The sequence below is a fragment of the Lysinibacillus sp. NPDC092081 genome, assembly GCF_044755845.1.
Lineage (GTDB): Bacteria > Bacillota > Bacilli > Bacillales_A > Planococcaceae > Lysinibacillus.
Map to the genome: position 1 here is coordinate 1 of NZ_JBIVRU010000002.1, position 20,955 is coordinate 20,955.

Annotated in this window: 20 protein-coding genes; 13 read left to right on the forward strand and 7 right to left on the reverse strand. The window is 37.3% G+C overall.

From position 1 onward, the window contains the following. Positions 1 to 759: 759 nt before the first annotated feature. Complete coding sequence (locus tag ACIQLB_RS04880; RefSeq protein ID WP_400721739.1) at positions 760 to 3,546, forward strand: S-layer homology domain-containing protein; 2,787 nt, start codon at positions 760 to 762, stop codon at positions 3,544 to 3,546. 124 nt (positions 3,547 to 3,670) lie between these two features. Here ACIQLB_RS04880 and ACIQLB_RS04885 read toward each other — a convergent pair whose 3' ends face one another. Then, the gene (locus tag ACIQLB_RS04885) at positions 3,671 to 4,309 is read right to left on the reverse strand and encodes an NAD(P)H-binding protein (protein ID WP_400721742.1); all 639 of its coding nucleotides are present in this window, start codon (positions 4,307 to 4,309) and stop codon (positions 3,671 to 3,673) included. A gap of 164 nt (positions 4,310 to 4,473) precedes the next feature. On the opposite strand from ACIQLB_RS04885, the gene ACIQLB_RS04890 reads away from it, so the two are divergent. The 4 genes from ACIQLB_RS04890 to ACIQLB_RS04905 all read left to right on the forward strand — a co-directional run bounded on the left by ACIQLB_RS04890 (position 4,474) and on the right by ACIQLB_RS04905 (position 8,164). Continuing rightward, complete coding sequence (locus ACIQLB_RS04890) at positions 4,474 to 5,685, forward strand: diaminopropionate ammonia-lyase (RefSeq protein WP_400721745.1); 1,212 nt, start codon at positions 4,474 to 4,476, stop codon at positions 5,683 to 5,685. A 179-nt stretch (positions 5,686 to 5,864) separates the two neighbouring features. After that, the gene (locus tag ACIQLB_RS04895) at positions 5,865 to 6,626 is read left to right on the forward strand and encodes a MerR family transcriptional regulator (protein WP_400721748.1); all 762 of its coding nucleotides are present in this window, start codon (positions 5,865 to 5,867) and stop codon (positions 6,624 to 6,626) included. A gap of 113 nt (positions 6,627 to 6,739) precedes the next feature. Continuing rightward, complete coding sequence (locus ACIQLB_RS04900) at positions 6,740 to 7,189, forward strand: TraR/DksA C4-type zinc finger protein (protein WP_400721751.1); 450 nt, start codon at positions 6,740 to 6,742, stop codon at positions 7,187 to 7,189. A 48-nt stretch (positions 7,190 to 7,237) separates the two neighbouring features. Continuing rightward, positions 7,238 to 8,164 carry a dipeptidase gene (locus ACIQLB_RS04905; RefSeq protein ID WP_400721754.1) on the forward strand — a complete coding sequence of 309 codons (927 nt, stop codon included), beginning with the start codon at positions 7,238 to 7,240 and terminating at the stop codon, positions 8,162 to 8,164. Between the two features lie 17 nt (positions 8,165 to 8,181). Here ACIQLB_RS04905 and ACIQLB_RS04910 read toward each other — a convergent pair whose 3' ends face one another. Then, positions 8,182 to 9,102, reverse strand: coding sequence for a 1,4-dihydroxy-2-naphthoate polyprenyltransferase (locus ACIQLB_RS04910; RefSeq protein WP_400721757.1), 921 nt, complete (start codon positions 9,100 to 9,102; stop codon positions 8,182 to 8,184). 271 nt (positions 9,103 to 9,373) lie between these two features. Next, positions 9,374 to 9,559, reverse strand: a complete 186-nt coding sequence (locus tag ACIQLB_RS04915; protein WP_400721760.1) for a hypothetical protein — start codon at positions 9,557 to 9,559, stop codon at positions 9,374 to 9,376. A gap of 169 nt (positions 9,560 to 9,728) precedes the next feature. Here ACIQLB_RS04915 and ACIQLB_RS04920 point away from each other — a divergent pair, with 169 nt between their 5' ends. The 7 genes from ACIQLB_RS04920 to ACIQLB_RS04950 all read left to right on the forward strand — a co-directional run bounded on the left by ACIQLB_RS04920 (position 9,729) and on the right by ACIQLB_RS04950 (position 18,656). Beyond that, positions 9,729 to 11,114 carry an isochorismate synthase gene (locus ACIQLB_RS04920; RefSeq protein ID WP_400721763.1) on the forward strand — a complete coding sequence of 462 codons (1,386 nt, stop codon included), beginning with the start codon at positions 9,729 to 9,731 and terminating at the stop codon, positions 11,112 to 11,114. Continuing rightward, complete coding sequence (menD, locus tag ACIQLB_RS04925) at positions 11,107 to 12,831, forward strand: 2-succinyl-5-enolpyruvyl-6-hydroxy-3-cyclohexene-1-carboxylic-acid synthase (RefSeq protein ID WP_400721766.1); 1,725 nt, start codon at positions 11,107 to 11,109, stop codon at positions 12,829 to 12,831. The genes ACIQLB_RS04920 and menD overlap by 8 nt, the downstream gene beginning before the upstream one ends. Continuing rightward, the gene (gene menH / locus ACIQLB_RS04930) at positions 12,819 to 13,628 is read left to right on the forward strand and encodes a 2-succinyl-6-hydroxy-2,4-cyclohexadiene-1-carboxylate synthase (protein ID WP_400721770.1); all 810 of its coding nucleotides are present in this window, start codon (positions 12,819 to 12,821) and stop codon (positions 13,626 to 13,628) included. Before menD ends, menH begins: the two co-directional genes overlap by 13 nt. Positions 13,629 to 13,692: 64 nt before the next feature. Further along, positions 13,693 to 14,511, forward strand: coding sequence for a 1,4-dihydroxy-2-naphthoyl-CoA synthase (menB, locus tag ACIQLB_RS04935; RefSeq protein ID WP_049667407.1), 819 nt, complete (start codon positions 13,693 to 13,695; stop codon positions 14,509 to 14,511). A gap of 339 nt (positions 14,512 to 14,850) precedes the next feature. Further along, positions 14,851 to 16,275: an o-succinylbenzoate--CoA ligase gene (locus ACIQLB_RS04940; RefSeq protein WP_400721775.1), complete on the forward strand. Its 1,425-nt coding sequence runs from the start codon at positions 14,851 to 14,853 to the stop codon at positions 16,273 to 16,275. 83 nt (positions 16,276 to 16,358) lie between these two features. After that, positions 16,359 to 16,817: a hypothetical protein gene (locus ACIQLB_RS04945; RefSeq protein ID WP_400721778.1), complete on the forward strand. Its 459-nt coding sequence runs from the start codon at positions 16,359 to 16,361 to the stop codon at positions 16,815 to 16,817. A gap of 633 nt (positions 16,818 to 17,450) precedes the next feature. Next, positions 17,451 to 18,656, forward strand: a complete 1,206-nt coding sequence (locus ACIQLB_RS04950; RefSeq protein WP_400721781.1) for a transglutaminase domain-containing protein — start codon at positions 17,451 to 17,453, stop codon at positions 18,654 to 18,656. Here ACIQLB_RS04950 and ACIQLB_RS04955 read toward each other — a convergent pair. From ACIQLB_RS04955 to ytzI, 4 genes are all read right to left on the reverse strand, one after another. Beyond that, entirely contained in the window at positions 18,619 to 19,614 is a 996-nt protein-coding gene (locus ACIQLB_RS04955; RefSeq protein ID WP_400721784.1) for a metal ABC transporter solute-binding protein, Zn/Mn family, read from the reverse strand. The genes ACIQLB_RS04950 and ACIQLB_RS04955 overlap by 38 nt on opposite strands. A 108-nt stretch (positions 19,615 to 19,722) precedes the next feature. Then, the gene (yidD, locus tag ACIQLB_RS04960; protein WP_053485074.1) at positions 19,723 to 19,956 is read right to left on the reverse strand and encodes a membrane protein insertion efficiency factor YidD; all 234 of its coding nucleotides are present in this window, start codon (positions 19,954 to 19,956) and stop codon (positions 19,723 to 19,725) included. Beyond that, positions 19,953 to 20,114, reverse strand: a complete 162-nt coding sequence (locus tag ACIQLB_RS04965; RefSeq protein ID WP_199777783.1) for a hypothetical protein — start codon at positions 20,112 to 20,114, stop codon at positions 19,953 to 19,955. The genes yidD and ACIQLB_RS04965 overlap by 4 nt, the downstream gene beginning before the upstream one ends. Before the next feature lie 70 nt (positions 20,115 to 20,184). Next, entirely contained in the window at positions 20,185 to 20,331 is a 147-nt protein-coding gene (ytzI, locus tag ACIQLB_RS04970) for a YtzI protein (RefSeq protein ID WP_400721789.1), read from the reverse strand. A gap of 138 nt (positions 20,332 to 20,469) precedes the next feature. Here ytzI and ACIQLB_RS04975 point away from each other — a divergent pair, with 138 nt between their 5' ends. Then, positions 20,470 to 20,787 (forward strand): transposase, encoded by a 318-nt coding sequence (locus ACIQLB_RS04975; protein ID WP_400721792.1) that lies wholly within the window; start codon positions 20,470 to 20,472, stop codon positions 20,785 to 20,787. Positions 20,788 to 20,955 lie beyond the last annotated feature (168 nt).

Sequence of the window (20,955 nt, forward strand, 5' to 3'; positions counted from 1 at the left end):
AGACACCGCCCTTTCACGGCGGTAACACGGGTTCGAATCCCGTACGGGTCATACTGAAATGCAGTAGATGTAACTTACATCTACTGCATTTTTTTATGATACATTATCAAATTATGTGTAACAGTGGTTCTTTAATCTAACTAAAGCGTTATTAAATTAGTATAAGGCTTTGATAAAATTACCCTCTAATAACTCATTAAAATTTTTTTCTACATGGTAGCACTCAAGAAGAAAGCCTCTCGTATTTTCATTATCTCCAACACTGCTAAAAAATAGGCATAGCAAAATAGAAATCAATTCTCAATTCTCCCTCTAACATGCGAAAACGTCTAAAATCCTTTCTATGATCGGCTGTTGCGGTTAGAATAGTCGTTCATGTAGGAGGTGAATAGCCCATCCCTTCGACTTCACTGAGTCATCGGAATAACAATTCCTACATACGAACGTATCATTCGTTGTGACTAACATCCTTTTGCTTATCACGTTTAGAGAAAAACGTATGTTAGATTCGTCTAAGCACGGCTCTATACTATATAAGAAAGGCTCTAAAAACCATACTTAATCCTAGTCTCTATCGAATATAAGTAAAATTATGCAATTTCATATAGAAAAAACTAATTATAATTTGAATTTGTTAAGTGCTCACTTTCTTTGGACAAATAATCCATGGAAAAACACTATAATATTGGTATATTCTTTGGAATATATGTATCTTTCTTTTATAATGGGAATGAATAGAATTAGTTGGAGGTAATAAAAATGAAAAAAAAGCAAAGTAAATGGATCATGAGTACAGCATCTGCTGCATTGGTTGCTGCAGCTGTTGTGCCTACTGCAAGTGCAGCTAGCTTTATAGATATTGCAAAAAGTGATCATAAAGATGCCATTTTGGCACTAGCAGATTTAAAAATTATTGGTGGATATCCAGACGGAACATTTAAGCCAAACACGACCCTTACGAAAGGTAATGTAACGAAATTTTTAGGAAAGTGGCTTGTATCAGAACACTTCCAGGTGCCAGCAGATTACAATAAAAAAGTACGTTTTACAGACTTGCCAACATCTTCAAAAGATAAAGAATTACTACAATATGCTGCGCTTATAAATGATACTGGTATTTTCAAAGGGACTAACAACAAGTTATTACCATCAGAATATATCTCACGTGAACAAATGGCTTTTATTTTAGTACGTGCGATTGAAAAAGTTTACGATATCGATTTAATTGCGATGTATAAAAAAGAAAACTTTAAATCTTCTATTACAGATTTAAAAGTAGCTTCAACAGAAAATCGTGAAGCCATCATTGCATTAGAATATGCAAAAATTACAAATGTAAAAACATTTAATCCGAAAAACACTTTAACACGTGGTCAATTTGCGTCATTCTTACATCGTTCGATGACGAATATCAATGATATGCTTAAGAAACCTGAAGTGCCATTACTTATCCAAACAGTTAAAGTTATAGATGCGAATACACTACAGGTGACATTAACGGATGGGACAAGCCATAAGGTATCATTAGCAACACCGCTTACTGAAAATGTAGAAACAAAGGTAGATTTCAAAATTAATGACAAACCGTATTCAGCTGTTGTTACATATGAAGTCAATGAGCTAAAAGTACAATCAATTGAGGGAATTAATGCGTCTCAGATTAAAGTTGTTTTCAACCAAGCAATTGACCCACTTTCTGTGTTAAAAGCAGATGGAAAATTACAGGAGAATGTTGTAGCGTTCTCTAATGTGGATACTTTAAGAGCACTATCAGTAGTAAAAACAGAAATTAGCACTGATAAAAAATCGGTCATCTTTACAATGAATGAGCCATTAAAAGGTACACATCGTTATGTGTTTAATAACATCAAATCTGAAAAGGGCACAGTGCTTCAAAAAGTAGATGCAAGTTTTGTTATTGCTGGTGATACACAAGCGCCTACCATTTTAGGAACAACGCAAGGAAAAAATTCTTCAATCGTTAAAGTGCAGTTTTCTAAGCCAATGGCAGCATTCCCAAATGAACGTATTCAATTTACATTACCAAATGGTACAAAGGTAGCGAATGTAGTAGGGAGCATTGAGCAAAACACAACTGAAGCAACTTTTGATTTATCAGCTGCAACAGTAAATGGCATTTATTTAGCTCCTAGTACAGCTATCCAAATTACATTCGTAGGGGCAGCAGATTTAGCAGGAAACATAATTTCACCAAGCTCTTCTACCGTAACAGTGAAAAAGGGAGATAAGGATGGAGTTCCGCCGACACTATCTTCTGTCACACAAACTGGACCAAATACGTTCCAGCTATTGTTCTCAGAGGAGATTCAACCACTTTATTCATATGATCTTTCAGTCAAAAACGGTCAGACTTCAATTTCCGTGAATAATGTAGAGAAAGATCCGAAAAATGGTCGTTTATTCAATGTTACGGTAGATCCAAGAAGCTCGCTTCAAGGATTTACAACGATTGAGACAGCACCTGGTCGTTTAATTACCGACTTATCAGGTGAAACAGCAACATTCTCAACAGTGTATAACTTTATAAGAGATGACAAAGCGCCTGCCCTAATGAATTCTGACATTGTTTACGAGGATAGTGTAGAATATTTACAATTAACGTTCGATAAGCCAGTACAGTTAGGAGCTAACGCAAAAGCATCATTTACTGGGAAATTCATGAATAATTACATTTTGTATGAGGTATCAAGAGGACCTCAAAGTGATATTCAGATCGTAAAAGATCAACCTACGAAACTGCGTGTTAAAATGTCAGGACTGCTCGGCAGTTATGATACAAAGGGAGCTCTTTACGAAGGCAAATTAAATTTATTTAATGTTACAAATTTATATGGTGTGCCAGTCTATGAAGTGCAAAATATTAAATTTACACGTAATGGTGATTTAAATATAAATAGCAATAAATTAGCTTTAACGCAATACAATGCAATTCAAACATCTGCAACAGATCCATCTATAAAAGATAATAATATTGTTTATTTAAATTTTAATTATCCTGTTGATCCATCACTTGCTCAAAACGTTCAAAATTATAGTATTGATAATGCTCAGGTAGAAAGTGCTGTTGTAGAGGGATCCAATTTAAATCGTATTAAGCTGACATTGAAAAAAGATTCGAATTATTATAACGGCCAACGAAGCTTCACGATTAAAGGCTTAAGAGCGGCAAATTCTATGGAATCATTTGATGAGGTGCGAACATCAATTAACCTTAAAGAAAATATTGCACCAAAGGTTACGAATGTTTATGTAAGTAATCAAAAAACAATAGAACTTACTTTCAGTGAGCCTGTAACGAAAGTTAATAGTACGGACTTTAATGTTGTTGTGAGTGGTTTATCGATACCGGTAGAAAGTACCATGCAAGGCAATGGTGGAGGAGCATTGATTTCAATATCACAGAGTGGGTATGGATATTCATTTGTAAAGGGTAGTAGTGTTACGATTCAAGCCTCACCTTATAATGCGATTACGGATGCCAACGGGAATAAATTAGATTTCACATCCCAAACAATACAGTACTAAGATGAATAAAAGAGATTAAATAAGAGTTTCCTAAAAAATAATATTTGTTTTTACACAATAAAAAATAGCATGTTGAGAATATATCTAGCATGCTATTTTTCTATGTCATTTTATCGCTATTACATTAATGGGAGATAAACGGTGCTTTGTGAACATATTTTGTATTATCCATATGATCAATAATAAAAGTGGCTATATCTTGATTAGTAATTTTCGTACCAGGCATATCCGTAAGGTTTTCCTTTATCAGTTTTGATGTTAAGCTATCTTTTACAAATGGCAATCTAATTAAAGTCCATTCGATCTGTTTATTATTTAACAAAAATTCCCATTCTAATTTTTTATCCTGCATCATTTTCGAAAAGAAAACTTCAAACATCTTTGCTCCGAAACGATTCATCATGCTTTTTTTGTCTTCTTTAATTGTTAGAGAACCACCGGAAACACCTATATAACGACTAATGTTTAAATCTTTCATCACATTAAAAATACTATTTGTAACTTTGCTATATAAAGGGTCCTCTTTTGGTGGTTGACCAAATGTATTAATAACAACTTGACAATCTTTAAGAAGTTCTCGGATGTTTTCGATATCTTGAACCTGCCCTTTCACTACTTCAATTTTATCATTTTTATACAGTAACTTATCCGGATTTCTAACAAGCATCCGAACATGATATCCTTTTTGTATTGCATGACTTGCTATATGTCTTCCTACTTTCCCTGTTCCTCCAATTATCGCTATTTTGTAAGCGTTATCCATTATATACCTCCAATTAAATATACTAGTAGATATACGATGAATCTCATTAATAAGATTCAAATTTTTCTTTTTTTACTAAAGTCTGTAATATCGATGTGTATAGTATTTTGTTTTGTGATTCTATAAGCTAAGATGAAAATAGAACAAAAGCTAGGGGGATATGTATGGAAAAATTATTATGGACTAACAACCAACAATATTTGTTACAGAGGAATGTAGAACAAGTAGTACCTTTTCTACGTAATTTTTCACCAGAACAAGTAAATCGTGTTGGTAGATTTCAGCGTACATATGAGAAATTTGAAAGTACACCATTACGTAGCATAAATGCTTTTGCATCGCTAGTTGGGGTGCATAGTATTTTTGTAAAAGATGAATCTTATCGATTTGGCTTAAATGCATTTAAAGTATTAGGTGGCGTGTATGCAATTGGGCAGTACGTTGCCAAAAAGTTAGATAGGAATATTGATGAGTTATCATTTGAGCAACTTAAATCACCAGAAGTAAAGGAACAGCTAGGGGATTTAACGTTTATTTCAACGACAGATGGCAATCATGGTCGTGGAGTGGCTTGGGCTGCTAGAGAGCTTGGTTTGAAAGCCCGCATTTATATGCCTGCTGGTAGTGCAGAGGAGCGCCTCCAAAATATTAAAAATGAAGGTGCATATGCTGAAATAACGACAATGAATTATGATGATACAGTTCGTTATACATCACAACTAGCAACAGAAAATGACTGGGTCGTTATTCAGGATACGATGTGGGAAGGCTATGAGGAAATTCCGTTATGGATTATGCAAGGCTATACCACATTAATAAAAGAAGCGGTTGAGCAGATGGAAAAAGCACCTACCCATGTATTTTTACAAGCTGGGGTTGGATCTTTTGCAGGTGCAATTGTAGCTTTCTTACAACAATATTATGAGGAAAAGATTACATTTGTCTTAGTCGAGCCTTTTGCAGCGAATTGCTATTATGAAAGCTTTAAAGCAGGAGCTGAACAGTTTGTAACGGTTGGTGGAAAGATGCAAACAATTATGGCAGGACTTGCTTGTGGTGAGCCGAATCCACAAGCTTGGGACCTGTTAAAGACTTATACGAAGGTCAGTATTTGCTGTGATGAGGAAGTTGCTGCAACAGGTATGCGCATTCTAGGAAACCCGCTAGCAACAGATGCACGAATCATTGCTGGAGAATCGGGAGCTGCCCCAGTTGGATGTTTTTATGAATTGATGACGAATGAGCAATATACAGAACTGAAGGAAACATTACAATTAGATGAAAATTCGCGAGTATTGTTTATTAATACTGAAGGTGACACAGATGTAGATAATTACAAAAATATTGTGTGGCATGGAAAATATGCAAAAAATTAATTGAAGAAATAGCAAACTAGTGATAATAAAATGTTCTAGTTTGCTTTTTTCATTTACGACGCGCCAAGTCGGAACGGAAATCAACCCAACGTTATGGTAATGAGCCAATTTTTCTTGAATTTTTTCTTGACCTTAACGTTGCGTAAACATTTACAGTAGCATTAGTGGAGGTGAAAATTATGGAATACACAATTCAAGAGCTTGCTCAATTATCCGGGGTTAGCACAAGAACACTGCGTTATTATGATGAAATTGGATTACTAAAGCCTGCAAGAACCAATGAGGCGGGCTATCGATTTTACGGACAATTTGAAGTTGATATGCTCCAGCAAATTTTATTTTATAGAGCATTAGATATGAAGCTAGCATCCATTAAGGAAATTATTCTAGCGCCTGATTTCCAACATAGAGAGGCACTCAAAACCCATCGTGCTGCTTTACTGACACGTAAGGAGCAGCTGGAGAAGATATTACAAACAGTGGAAAAAACCATTCAATCTATTGAGGAGGAACAACCAATGACAAATGCAGAGAAATTTAATGGATTTAAAGAGAAGCTAATCGAGGAAAATGAAAAGCAATATGGTCAAGAAATTCGTGAAAAATATGGTAATAACACGATTGAAGCATCGAATGCGAAGCTAATGAATATGACAGAGGAACAGTATGAGGCAATGCAGCAGCTAGAACAGCAATTATTTGATCGTTTAAAAGAAGCGATGGAAATCGGCGATACAAATAATGATGTGGCAATGGAGGTAGCGGAGCTTCATAAGCGTTGGTTAAGCTTTTCATGGTCACAATATACTAAGGAAGCACATGCAGGTATAGCTCAGATGTATATAGCGGATGAACGCTTCTCAGCTTATTACGATGAACGTGTTTCTAAAGGAGCGGCACAATTTTTACATGATGCCATCATCAATTTCGCCTTGGCGTAATTGTACTGAATGAAGATAAAAATTATACAAAAAAATAAGTGATTCCTCCTCATGCTTTCATGTTTTAGAAATATTAATTTAGGAAAAAATGAAGGCATGAGGAGGAGATTTTTTTGAACCCACAAGTAATGGAAAAATTAAAAAAGCAATTAGAGCAGGAACTACAGGAAATAGAACAACAACTTGAGGAATCAGAGCGTCCACAAGCGACAGAGTTATCTAATTATGATAATCATCCAGCTGACAATGCGAGTGATTTAACAGATCAGCTAACGGAAATGGCGATTGATGAGCACCGGGGTGACGATGCTGAAGAAATAAAGGCTGCACTACAAGCGATGGAGGATGGTACGTATGGTAAATGCGCTGTATGTGGTGACGAGATTCCTATTGGTCGCTTAGAAGCTATGCCAAAAGCATTGACATGTGTTGAGCATGCAGAGCACAAAGAGGATAATTTAAGGCCAGTAGAGGAAGATGTGTTGTCTTCTACGCCAAGATCGGATGATTTCATAGAACTTGAGGAATTTGGCTCTTCTGATACACCTCAAGATAAAAGTTAGTAAGCATTTTCGCTCTCAGGCAGTATAATAGCTGTATGGGGTGAGAATATGGACATAATTGATTTACACTGCGATGCTCTATTGAAATTAACAACTTTAGAAGCGGCAACATTTGAAGATGATGTACGTTTGCAAGCCAATCAACAGAGATTACAATTAGGGCGGGTTAAGGCACAAGTATTTGCTATTTTTATTAATCCTAAAATTCCACAAAGTCTGCAATTTTTAGAGGCAGTGCGGCAAATTGAAGCCTTCCATACGCATGTATTACAAACTGAGGGCATGGTGCATATTACGGATTGGTCGCAATTAGATACTTTAGCTCCACATGAAATTGGTGCAATTTTAAGCTTAGAGGGCTGTGGTCCAATCGGCGAAGATTTAGCAAAGCTTTCTGCAATTTTAGATGCTGGAGTGAAGCTAGTTGGCCTAACGTGGAATGAAGAAAATGCTGTGGCTCACGGTGCTGAACAGGATGCAAACCTTGGTTTAAAATCATTTGGTAAAGAGGTTATAAACTTGCTAAATGAGAGAGATATTATTATCGATGTTTCCCATTTAAATGAACAGAGCTTCTGGGATGTCTTGCCACTAGCGAAGCATATCATTGCGAGCCATAGTAATGCACGTGCAATTTGTGATCATCCAAGAAATTTAACGGACGCTCAGGCAAAAGCACTAGTCAAGCATGGCGGCCATATTCATGTCGTTTACTATCCGCCTTTTATCCAAGACAATGCTACGATGGATGATTTAGTAGCGCATGTGCAGCATCTAGCGAATATAGTAGGGGTAGAGCACCTTGGGCTAGGTTCAGATTTCGATGGAATAGATGCTACTGTAAAAGGATTAGTACACGCAGGAGAGGCACAAAATTTGTTAGAGACGTTACGTGAACATTTTTCAACCGAAGAAGTTCGTGGTATTGCAAGTAATAATTTTAGATGTTATGTAAAAAATGCAGTAGCCCGTTAAGGCTGCTGCATTTTTATTTAATAAAAGAAATATTGAATTAATAAACCGATTCCTAAGAGGAAGCCGAAGAATGTATTTGTTTGCGCTGTAAATTTCATTGCAGGCATAACTTCTTTCGCTTCTTTTTTATCGCGGAAAATTTGAATCGCACGAAGTGGTTTTGGAACGCTTAAGAAAATGATTAGAGCCCAAAAGGTAATACCATCAATTGCTACAAGAGCGATTACCCATAAGTACGAAACGATAAAAAAGCCAGATAGCACAGAAATGGCATTATCTCGACCTACTAAAATAGCAAGCGTTCTTCGACCACCCTCTGTATCGCCAACGATATCACGGATATTATTGGACAGCATGATAGCCCCAACTAAAATCATACTTGGTACTGAAAGCAAAACAGCATCTAATGTCACAGTAAGCGTTTGAATATAAAAGGCGATTAAGACAATCCCCATTCCCATAACAGCGCCAGATACAAGTTCCCCGAATGGTGAATAGGCGATTGGGTAAGGTCCTCCAGTATATAAAAAACCAATAAGCATACAAACAAGCCCAACAGCAGCAAGCCACCAAGAGGTAGAGGCACATATGTAAATGCCAAGCAGCATAGCGATTGCATAAAAGCTTAAGGCAATCATCATAATTGTTTTTGGTCGAACACCGTGACGCACGATCGTACCACCGATACCGACAGAATTTTCATTGTCTAATCCTAATTTGTAATCGTAATATTCATTGAACATATTTGTTGCCGCTTGTATAAGCATACTTGCAATGAGCATAGCAAAAAATAGTCCAAAATCAATTGTTTGTTTTTCAATTGCTAAGGCAATCGCTGTTCCTAAAAATACTGGAACGAATGAAGCGGTTAAAGTATGTGGACGTGTTAAATGCCACCAAACTTTAAAACCCCTATCAGCTTCAATGACTTTGGTCATAAGGTCTTTCTCTCCTTCAAATGTTGTAGACTATTCTTATTTTATACGAAGAATGAGAAAATGGATAGGTTCACAGCTTATTACATACAGTTCAATTAAAAAAATGATACAATAGAACATGCATTTATGAACTGAAAACAATAATTAAGATAAAAGCAACAGTACGAAGAATAGGCTAGCAAATAAAAATGACGGCTATTTTAAGAAAAAAATATGATGCGAAAAAGTACAAATGCTCATGTCATTATGCAAAGTTTTGGTCAAATTTGTTCTAAAGAAAAGGTTCATCACCAAAAGTTTGGATGACATTTGTTAAAACGTCTACTATGTAAATAAGTTGATTGAGTGGAGGCTGGGCGACTCCTTGGGGATTAGCGGTAGAGGAACGAAGGCTAAAAGCATCACGTCCTGTGATAACGCCTTCGTGACCAACATCGTGTTGGCCCAAGCGGCTCATCGGACGCCCCCAGGAAAGCGCCCAGTCGGAACGGAAATCAACCACACGTTTTGGTGAGGATCCAAAGAAAAGCCAAAGCAGTTGATGTTTATGACTGAAAGTGTAGAACGAGTACAAAACATACCGTGCGTCATTCATTATGTACATTGCAACAACGGAGGTAATTTTCATGCAACAGAAGTGGTACCAAGCCACAGAGGTAGAAGTGGACTCTTTGGGCCAAAGCCTTCATTTTTATATGGAAACAATTGAAGTTAGTCGCTTATCGGCGCTCGCATTTTATGCAGCGGGCGAGGAGCATTATAAAGGTGAACGATTTTATTGGCAAAATAGAGAAAAAACAATGACATTAGTAGGGCTAGGACATGCCTATACGATTCAAAATAACGCCAAAAATGATCGCTTCGATGCAGTAGAAGTAGAATGGAAACGTTTAACGAAAAACTGTGTGAAGGGACAAAGCGAGCTACAGCCAATTTTGTTTGGCGGATTTACATTCGATCCACAAAATAATGTAGCTGGGGAGTGGACAGGCTTTCCAGAGGCTTATTTTGCGCTTGCAACCTATCAGCTTGTCATACGTGATGACAAAGCGTTTGTAAGTATTCATCTCATTTCAAAAAATGAGCAAGCAGCGTCTCAATTTGAAGCGCTACGTAAAGAGCGAGATCATTTAATTCATGCTACTCAAGTAAAAGAAGTGAAAACGTATTCAAAGCCTGAAATCACAAGTTATTTTGAACCATATAAGGAGCCGTATTTAGCTTCGATTGACCAAGTAACTGCATTGATTAAGCAGAAGAAGGCAGATAAAGTCGTTATTGCACGCTCACTAGCATTGCAATTTAAAGAACAAGTTTCTTCACCACAGGTACTCTCACAAATTATTCATGAGCAGCCAGAGAGCTATTTATTTGGTTTAGAACGTCAAGAATTATTGTTCTTTGGTGCGTCCCCTGAACGTCTTGTAAAAGTAGAAGAGGGTCGAGCATTTTCATCTTGTGTTGCAGGATCTATTAAACGTGGTAAGACAGCAGAGGAAGATGAAGCCTATGGACAAAGCTTATTAAAGGATTCGAAAAATGGTGGCGAGCATCAATATGTTGTTGATATGATTGCGGAAACTTTCCGTAAAAATTGTGTAGAGATGAAAATACCGGATGGCCCTCGCTTACTAAAGATTAGAGATATACAACATTTATATACACCTGTTGAAGGTCAGTTAAATAATGAGGCAACAATATTACAACTGACAAAATCTTTGCATCCAACGCCAGCTTTAGGTGGTGTGCCAAGGAAAGAGGCAATGGCAGCTATACGTAAGTATGAGCCTATGAATCGTGGACTTTACGCGGCTCCAATTGGTTGGCTAGATGCTGACGGCAATGGGGAATTTGCAGTGGCCATTCGTTCGGCTGCTTTACTTAAGGATAAAGCTTATTTATATGCTGGTGGCGGTATTGTAGCAGATTCAGAGCCACAATCTGAATATGAGGAAACATTAGTGAAATTCCGCCCAATGCTTCGTGCGCTAGGAGGACAATTACATGAGTGAACGGAAAATTTTAACGGACTATGTTTATAAAATGGTAGCATCACTAGTGCAAGCCGGTGTTGAAAACGTTGTTGTCAGCCCTGGCTCACGTTCGACACCTTTAGCTTATGCATTTGCTTCAACGAAACAGCTTCATATGTATCGACAGGTTGATGAGCGATCGGCTGCTTTTTTTGCGCTAGGAATTGCAAAGGCTACAGCAAAACCTGTTGTTCTTTTATGCACATCGGGAACAGCTGCGGCAAACTATTTTCCTGCTATTGTTGAGGCAAGCTATGCCCGTGTACCGTTAATTGTCATTACAGCTGATCGTCCACATGAATTGCGAGAGGTGGGTGCACCACAGGCTATTAATCAGCCGAATTTGTATGGTACAAATGTCAAATGGAGCGTGGATTTCCCTTTGGCAGATGGTGCCACACCAACATTGCCGTTTATTGAGCGTCATATTGCACGTGCGGTAGCGGTGGCAATGAGCGCACCATTTGGACCAGTGCATATTAATGTACCGTTCAGAGAACCTTTGTTGATTGATTTTCGAGAGGAACTTCCAGAAGCGACATTTAAGCACAGTAGTATGGGTCAGTTAGTACCTTCAATGGCTACTCAACAAGAGCTATCGAAGATTTTAAGTGCAACTAAAAGAGGTTTTGTTATTATTGGTGAGCTACCGCTCGGTACAGATTTAACAATTATATGGGAGTTAGTCCACAAATTAAAATGGCCGGTCATTGTCGAGAGTTTATCCAATATGCGCTCTTCTGTCCCGGAGGATTGTCTACCTTATATGATCACGACGTATGATGCAATTATGAAAAGTGAAGATTTTAAAGCATTAGTTGAACCAGAGACGGTACTACGTTTAGGAGCGCAGCCTGTTTCTAAATTTATCATGCAATTTATTACTAAATCTCAGCCTAATGCCTATATTGTTGTCGATGAAGATCCGATGTTCCGTGATTCTACTAGTGTGTCTACTCATTTTGTTCATGCAAGTATTTGTGAGTGGCTCACGCAATTAGAGATCTCTGAAACAGCCCTAGAAACTGAGTATTTAGCTGAGTGGCAGGATGCTAATGATATTGCACTTGAGTATATTGAGCATTATGCTGATGGTGCGATTGATGAGGGAGCAATGGTAAGCCGATTACTTAAAATGATTCCTAATGGCAGTGATATTTTTGTTAGTAGCAGTATGCCAGTGCGTGATATTGATACGTTTTTAATGGCGACACCGAAGGATATTCGTATTGTTGCGAATCGTGGTACGAATGGTATTGATGGCGTCGTATCAACCGCAATGGGCTTTAGTCAAGGAAATAACCGCGAAACCTACTTGCTTATTGGCGATTTGGCCTTTTTACATGATGTCAACGGTCTCATTGCTTCAAGATACCAGGATTGCAATCTGACAATAATCGTTATGAATAATGATGGCGGCGGTATTTTCTCTTATTTACCACAATCTACAGTTGAAGCACATTATGAAGATTTATTTGGCACGCCAACTGCCCTTAAATTCCGTGATATTGCCAATATGTACGATATGGACTATATACGCGTAGATGATATTTCAGAGCTAACAGTAAAGTTCACTACGCTAAAAAAACGACCAATACGCTTAATCGAAATTTTCACCAATCGAGAGGAAAATGTGTATGCTCATCGGTCGCTGTGGAATCGTATTAATGCGGGATTAAAAGCATGGCAAAGCTAATGATTCGAGGGCTTGAAACATACGTGGAAATCTGGAATGAAGAAGCGGAGCAAACGCTCGTTGCATTGCATGGTTTTACAGGTAGTACAGTTACATGGATAAATTTGATAAAATCTCTACCTAGTGTAAGAGTTATCGCCATTGATTTAATTGGGCATGGTAAAACAGCTATACCTGAGCAAAGTAGTCGTTTCTCTATGCAAGAACAAATCCAAGATTTAGAGGAAGTTTTTGTCCAGCTACAGCTTAAGAAATTTACGCTGCTAGGCTATTCAATGGGAGGAAGAGTTGCATTATCGTATGCAATCTCCTACCCAGAACGCATTGAAAAGTTGATTTTAGAAAGTGCTTCGCCAGGTTTACGAACTTCAAAGGAACGTTCTGAACGTCGTGTAAGGGATAACGTTCTAGCTGAAAAAATAATTAGTAACGGTTTGTTATCATTTGTTAATGCATGGGAGAACATTCCTTTGTTTGAATCTCAAAAGCATTTACCGCACAGTGTACAAGAAGCGATTCGGTTAGAGCGACTTTCTCAGAAGGAGGAAGGCTTGGCAGGTAGCTTAATAGGCATTGGTACAGGCAGTCAGCCATCGAATTGGATGTCGTTGGATAAGCTTGAAATTCCTGCTCTATTAATTACAGGCTCATTAGATGAGAAATTTTGTAAAATTGCACTAGAAATGAAAGTGTTATTAAAAAATGCCAAGCATACGATAGTAAATGACGCTGGACATGCAATTCATGTGGAAAATCCCGCTGAGTTTGCTACAATAGTAGAGGAGTATTTAACGTAATGTTATTTTTACGTTATCGCCTCGATTTTGAACGAGACGAATTTAATTATTAGGAGGCAATTCAATGACACGTCAATGGACTAGTTTACATACTTATGAAGACATTAAGTATGAGTTCTATAACGGTATCGCAAAAATTACGATTAACCGTCCAGAAGTGCGCAACGCATTCCGACCGAAAACGGTAATGGAAATGATCGATGCTTTTTCACGTGCACGTGATGATAAAAATGTTGGAGCGATCATTTTAACTGGTGAAGGTGAGCATGCCTTCTGTTCAGGCGGAGACCAAAAAGTACGCGGTCATGGCGGCTACGTTGGGGAAGATGAAATCCCACGTCTAAACGTTCTTGATTTACAACGTTTAATCCGTGTTATTCCAAAACCTGTAGTAGCGATGGTTGCAGGTTATGCAATCGGTGGAGGACACGTCTTACACGTTGTCTGTGACTTAACAATTGCTGCTGACAACGCTCGCTTTGGACAAACTGGACCAAAAGTTGGTTCATTCGATGCTGGTTATGGCTCAGGCTATCTTGCACGTATTATCGGTCATAAAAAGGCGCGTGAAATTTGGTTCCTTTGCCGTCAATATGATGCACAGCAAGCACTTGATATGGGATTAGTTAACACAGTTGTTCCTTATGAGCAATTAGAAGATGAAACTGTACAATGGTGTGAAGAAATGCTACAAATGTCTCCAACTGCTCTACGCTTCTTAAAAGCAGCAATGAATGCAGATACAGACGGTTTAGCAGGTCTTCAACAAATGGCTGGCGACGCAACTCTTCTTTACTACACAACAGATGAAGCTAAAGAAGGTCGTGACGCATTTAAAGAAAAACGTCAACCAGATTTCGGTCAATTCCCAAGATTCCCTTGATTATCTGAAGCGTTGAACGGCTCGTATCTTAATGAGATACGAGCTTTTTGTATATCTAAAGGAGCGAGACGGATAGACTTGCTAGAGCGACGGAAGGTTACGGCTTAGCGTCGGAACGGCATGCTTTAGCGTCGGAACATCGTGTTTTAGCGTCGGAACGGCATGCTTTAGCGGCGGAACATCGTGTTTTAGCGGCGGAACAGCATGCCGAAGCAGCGGAAAACCATGTCAGAACACCGAGTAGACATGTCAAAACAATGGACATATCTCGTCAAACTAACAAATAGACAGATGATGCGATAAAGCAGTAAGATTAAGGCTGATTGGAGGAATAACGAGATGTATCTAAATTGGATTTTACAGCGAGCATATTTAACACCTTTACGAAAAGGTTTAACATATAATGGGCAGACTTGGACATTTCAAGAATTAAATGATTTATCTTTAAAACGTGCTCGTCAACTTACAGCACTGGATATTAAGCAAGGGGACCGAATTGCCATAATGGGGCCGAGTAATCCTTCCCTTGTCATTATGATGTATGCGTGTATGCATTTACAATGTGAAATGGTCATGCTAAATCGTAGGCTAACACAAGAGGAAATTGCCTATCAGCTAGAGGATTCAGAGGCTGTGGCGGTATTAATTGCAGATGAGGATATAGAAAAATTACCATCACATACGTCTTATTATTTATTTTCTACTATAGAAAAAAGTACAGAAGCGGCTATTGATATTACGAAAGAATGGTCTTTAAACCAAACAACATCGATTATGTATACATCTGGTACGACTGGTTTTCCAAAGGGCGTTTGTCAAACAGTTGGAAATCACCAGGCAAGTGCAACGGCCTCCGTTTTAAATATAGGTTTGCATGTGGATGATACTTGGTTATGTGCTGTACCACTTTTTCATATTAGTGGCTTTTCTATTTTAGTGCGCTCACTGTTGTACGGTAATAAAGTGCATTTATATGATCAGTTTGATGCAGCAGCCATTTCCAAAAATATAATGGATGGCGAGGTTACACATATGTCAGTAGTCGCTGTCACATTGGAAAGGATTCTACATACCCTTGAACAGAAAAACGCGCAAGCTTCACCAAAATTTAAAATGATGCTAGCAGGTGGTGGACCTGTGCCAGTAGATTATTTAAAGAGAGCTCATGCATTAAATTTAGCTGTAGCTCAAACGTATGGTATGACTGAAACTTCATCACAAACTGCGACATTAGCAAATGAAGATGCGATGCAAAAAATTGGTTCTGCGGGAAAACCATTATTTTTTAATCAAATTCGCATTGCTGAGCCTAATGACAATGGTGAAGGAGAAATTTGCATACGTGGCCCACATGTTACACCAGGGTACATTGGTCGTTTTGCCCAAAAAGGTGCAACGATTGATGGCTGGCTCCATACAGGGGATATTGGTTATATAGACGAAGAAGGTTATTTATTTGTCATTGATCGTCGGGCGGATTTAATTATTTCAGGTGGCGAAAATATCTATCCTGCTGAAATCGAAAATGTGCTACTTACACACCCTGCTGTTAAGGAAGCGGGAGTATGCGGTATTGATGATGATGCGTGGGGTCAGGTACCAATCGCCTTTGTTGTATTAAAAGAAGAAGCACAGGTAGAGCAAATACAAGCATTTTGTCAAAAGAAGCTTGCTAAATATAAAATACCAAAAGAAATTATTGTTACGGACGAGCTCCCTCGAAACGGTGCCAACAAGCTACTTCGTAGAAAATTAATGAACTAATACAAAAAGAAGCCTTCATTATAGGTATTTGACATTAAAGATTTAATTTATTTCAGATAGATTTTCGAAATAGGGGTAAAGCAATGAATTTTCAAGATTTGATGAAATTTAAAGGGTATATATATTTAAACAAATTGTTTGAACCAGAAGATAATTCACTGAGAGTACTTATTGATAGGTGTAATGTGAACAATACCAAGGAATTCGTGAAAATTACAGATGAGGTTGAAGTAGAAGCATCCCTAATTGATATTGATGACAATCTACCAGTTCTGCAATTGGATTTTGAGACGTATGTTGCTTACTCCATTATTAATGAATCTTTTACGGTAACGGTAATAGATGATTACGAAATTTCCGATGGTAATCTTTTTAGAATTTACTCTAAATCAAGGTATTTTGATTTTATTAAAGCAGGAACAATTGCTGAAGATATATTTCCAGAAAAGCAGTTCGTTCACTATCAAATTCCTTGTTTAAACCATATAATCGATATTATTTCATATGATGAGCCTAAAATTACTGAAACAAGAAGAAATTAATAATTTACATACTAGAAGAGCATCGGAATCGATGCTCTTTTATGTGTTTATTTTTACTTTTATAGAATGAGAAAAGTATTGCTAAAAGTAATGCGGAAGTTTGTTGAGTTTTTAAAATAACTCCCTATTAAGAGAACCCATTTTAGCTGCATTAGTTAAAAGGTTTCTTTGTATGTGTAGTTGAAAAACAAAATGATCAATAGGGAATCTTTATAAATGCTGTGGCATTTCACTTTTGCACAGACGAACCCTCTAAATGAAGTTTCATTTTATGACTATATATTAGAGTGATTTGCTTAGTGAATTGGTTGATTGGAGTGGAGACTGGGCGACTCCTTGGGGATCAGCGTCACAGATGAGACCCTGCAGCACAGCGAAGCGGCTCATCGGACGCCCCTAGGAAAACGCCCAGTCGGAACGGAAATCAACCCCTCGTTTTGCAGAAGTGCAACACCTTAATTTCATTGAGATAATAGTTTTTTTCAATACTATAAAAGAAGCCTTCATTTATAAGAAGGCTTCTTTTATTCGTTTTAAGAGTCATTTTAGTAAATTCTTAGGATTAAATTAATCATTCATTAACATAATAAGAAATAACAGGCATAAACTAGTTAGTAAAGGAGAATGGCTCATATGAGAAAATATATATATAATGTTGTCATTATATTATTTGTTCTACAAATGAGTCATGTGCAAGTATTCGCAAACTATGAACAAAAGAATATTGCAACTGCCAATTCAATAGAAATACTACAACATCTAATTCAAAAACAAGTCATGCAATTATCTACTGAATTTGACATTCGTTATACTGGTAATACATCCGAAATAAAAGATGAACTATCTGAGCTAATTAAACATGCTATTCAGGATCCATATATTTACGCCAATATTTCTAGTTTTAAATGGAAATATGATGGTTATGCCAATAATATTGTCATTACATTTGAGTTTGCCTATCATATTTCACAGGAAGAGGAGGCATTTGTAGAACAAACTGTGGCGAATATTATTGCACCTATGCATGGATTAAGTGAATTGCAGAAAATACAGGCTGCACATGATTTTATCGTTCTATCTACTGAATATTCAAAGGAAACCGAAGGAAGTCCATATTCTCCCTACACATTGCTTACGGAAAACAAGGGAGTTTGTCAGGCATATGCTTTAGTGCTTTATCGAATGCTAGAGATGCTAGGCTTTGAGGTACAATATGTACCAGGAACAGTAGGAGAACAGCTACACGCCTGGGTCTTAGTGAAGCTTGATAATGCATGGTATCATATCGATGTTACGTGGGATGATCCATTGCCTGATCGGAAGGGTGAGGTACTTTATAATTATTTTTTAGTTTCTGATCGCCAATTATCACAGGATCACTCTTGGGATTATACGAGTTTCCCAGCCGCTACAAGCGAAGCCTATATTGATTTACAAAAAATGAGTAAGGTTGAAGTTCTTACAAAACCAATAATGGATAGTCATTTTAACTTTGATGAAGGGCTGTCCGTTTTAAGTAAAAACAAACAAATAGTTAAACAATTAATAGAACAGTCTAGATTGCTTTTTAAAGGTCATAAAGGCGATAATCCTGTTCAGGTGCATCTAAATGAATGGGAACCAATCATTTTAGAAAGTAATGTAGCCGAAGTAAAGGCTAATCGAAAGATAATACAAAATGCTTTGCATAAGAAAAAAGGGTTAATAAGTGTTTATAGAACGGAAAAAAGAATGCCACAAGAAAAGTACGTCATAATAAAGGAGGTGCCCCATACGATTGTCGGGGCACCTCCTTACTCATTTATTTGTGAGCGTATAAGGCAGTATTTAAAGTTTTAATATTTTTCTTCATAAGGGTGAAGTAAGTCTCATTATTCTTCACATCATCTGCTGTTAAGACGCTTAAATTGTGCAAGATAAGAGAGTTTGCTCCAACCTCTTTTTGGATAACCTCGGCTAATTTAGAAGAGACATTTTGCTCGAATAAAATGTAGTGAATATGCAAATCATTTGCTTTATCAACAATCGCCGTAAGTTCTTTTTGAGAAGGCTCATTTTGTGAGTTTAAACCGGCTATTGGAACTTGCTTTAAGCCGTATTGTCCTGCGATATAGCCAAATGCTGCATGTGATACGAAGAACGTTTTCTCTTGCGCTTTATCAGCCATAGCTTTATATTCGCTGTCTAAATCTTGTAGTTCTTTTACTAATGCCTCGTAGTTAGCTGTGAATGTAGCTTCTTGTTCTGGCATTTTTTCAACTAGAGTGTTTTTAATGGAAAGTGCTAAGTCTTGACTGATAGTTGGAGATAGCCAAACATGTGGATCTACATTACCGTGATCATGATCATCATGTCCATGTCCGTCTTCATGATCATGATGTGCTTCCTCTTCATCATCATGTGAGTGACCTGTGCTCACAGCTAATTTTTCATCTGAAACCTGATCTGCAGTTGCTACCATTGTTACATCTTCATTAGCTAGAGTTTTTTTAGCATTTTCAACAAAGCCTTCGAGCCCTAAGCCGATATAGAAAAATATATTAGCATCTGCTAATTTCATCATATCTTTTTGTGTTGGCTCAAATGTGTGCTCATTGGCGCCAGCAGGATAAATAGAAGAAACCTCTACAAAATCGCCACCAATTCGTTGTGCAAAATAACTTAATGGATAGACAGTTGTGTAAATTGTTAATTTATCTTTTGTCTCTGACTGTTTGGATGTTGTTGATTTATTCCCACAGGCAGCAGTAAATAGGGCAAGGACTGCAACTAAAAATAATAAAAATACTTTTTTCATCTTATAGCATACCTCTTTCAAATAGTAACCATTACGATTTATTTTTTAGAACAGTTCTTATAATAACGCACATCTGAAAAAAGTACAAGAAAAAATGACCTTCGAAAATTAATTCTTTTTCGAAGGCCATTTTTCAGGTACTGGATCAAAGCCACCTGGATGGAATGGTTGGCATTTTGATATACGTTTAATCGTTAAATAGAATCCTTTAATGGCACCGTGTTTTTGAAAAGCTTCAAGTCCATAGGAGGAGCAAGTAGGATGGAAGCGACAAGATGGCGGCGTCATGGGTGATATAAATTTTCTGTAAAACTTAATGAGCCATATAAAGGGATATTTCATATTTGTTTATCCTTTTGTTGAGCGTTGATTTGCTTAGGCTTAGCATCGATAGTTTGTGTAAAGAAATTGCTTTTTTTCTTCAACAAGACAATGACAGAAACGCCAAACATAAGCATCATCATTGCGATCATAATGATTATTGGTAATGGTACTCCCATTGCGTTCACTCCAAATTCTATTTGATAATAATATTATAAAAGAATCTCTAAAAAAATTGTAGAAATTGAACTAGTCATCATCTTGATGAAAGCTTTGCTGAGGTTTTTCATCAACTGTATGTTTAAAAGCATACGCACGATTGACACTAATAATAGTCGCGACCGTTACTAGTATAACGATGATTGCTGCTACAACTAAGAGTGTAATTAAACTCATGGCATTCACTCCGTTCCTTATTCATACTTCCTATTATAAATTAGATAATCTTACTTAGTTGTGAAGGAAGTTTGACATTCCAGCGAATAAAACACTCCTTTTACCACCATACTATGGTAAAAGGAGTGTTTTGTAGAAATGGATCGTCAGCGTGTATATTTTTCACTTGCCAATAGAACGTATTATACAAATCCATTTGCAGGACCGTGGAACTTTGAACTCAACATAGATCGCCAAGCATTAGATGTCTTTGAAAAGATTTTTCAGCAAATGCAGATGTTAGAAATTTCAAATGCATGGCGAGCGCAATTGCCATATATACAATATCATCTTGATAGAGAAAATGATGAAATTGATTTGCGATTAAAAAAAATCTATGCACTTGTTCATGAGTATGGGGATGCGGATACGAAGGCATTTGTGGAACAGCTTCCATATTTCAATAAACGTGTCTGAAAGGAGGGTCACTGAAAAAAACAGTGACTCTTTTTTTATTGCTGAAAGCTAGTCTTAACTAATAGCAACTCTTGACGGATTAACCATTGTCATAAGAGAAGAGCTCACGTTTTGAGCACTAACAGTAAATAAATTCCAATTTGTTGCGCTGTTGCTGTTTGCGATCGA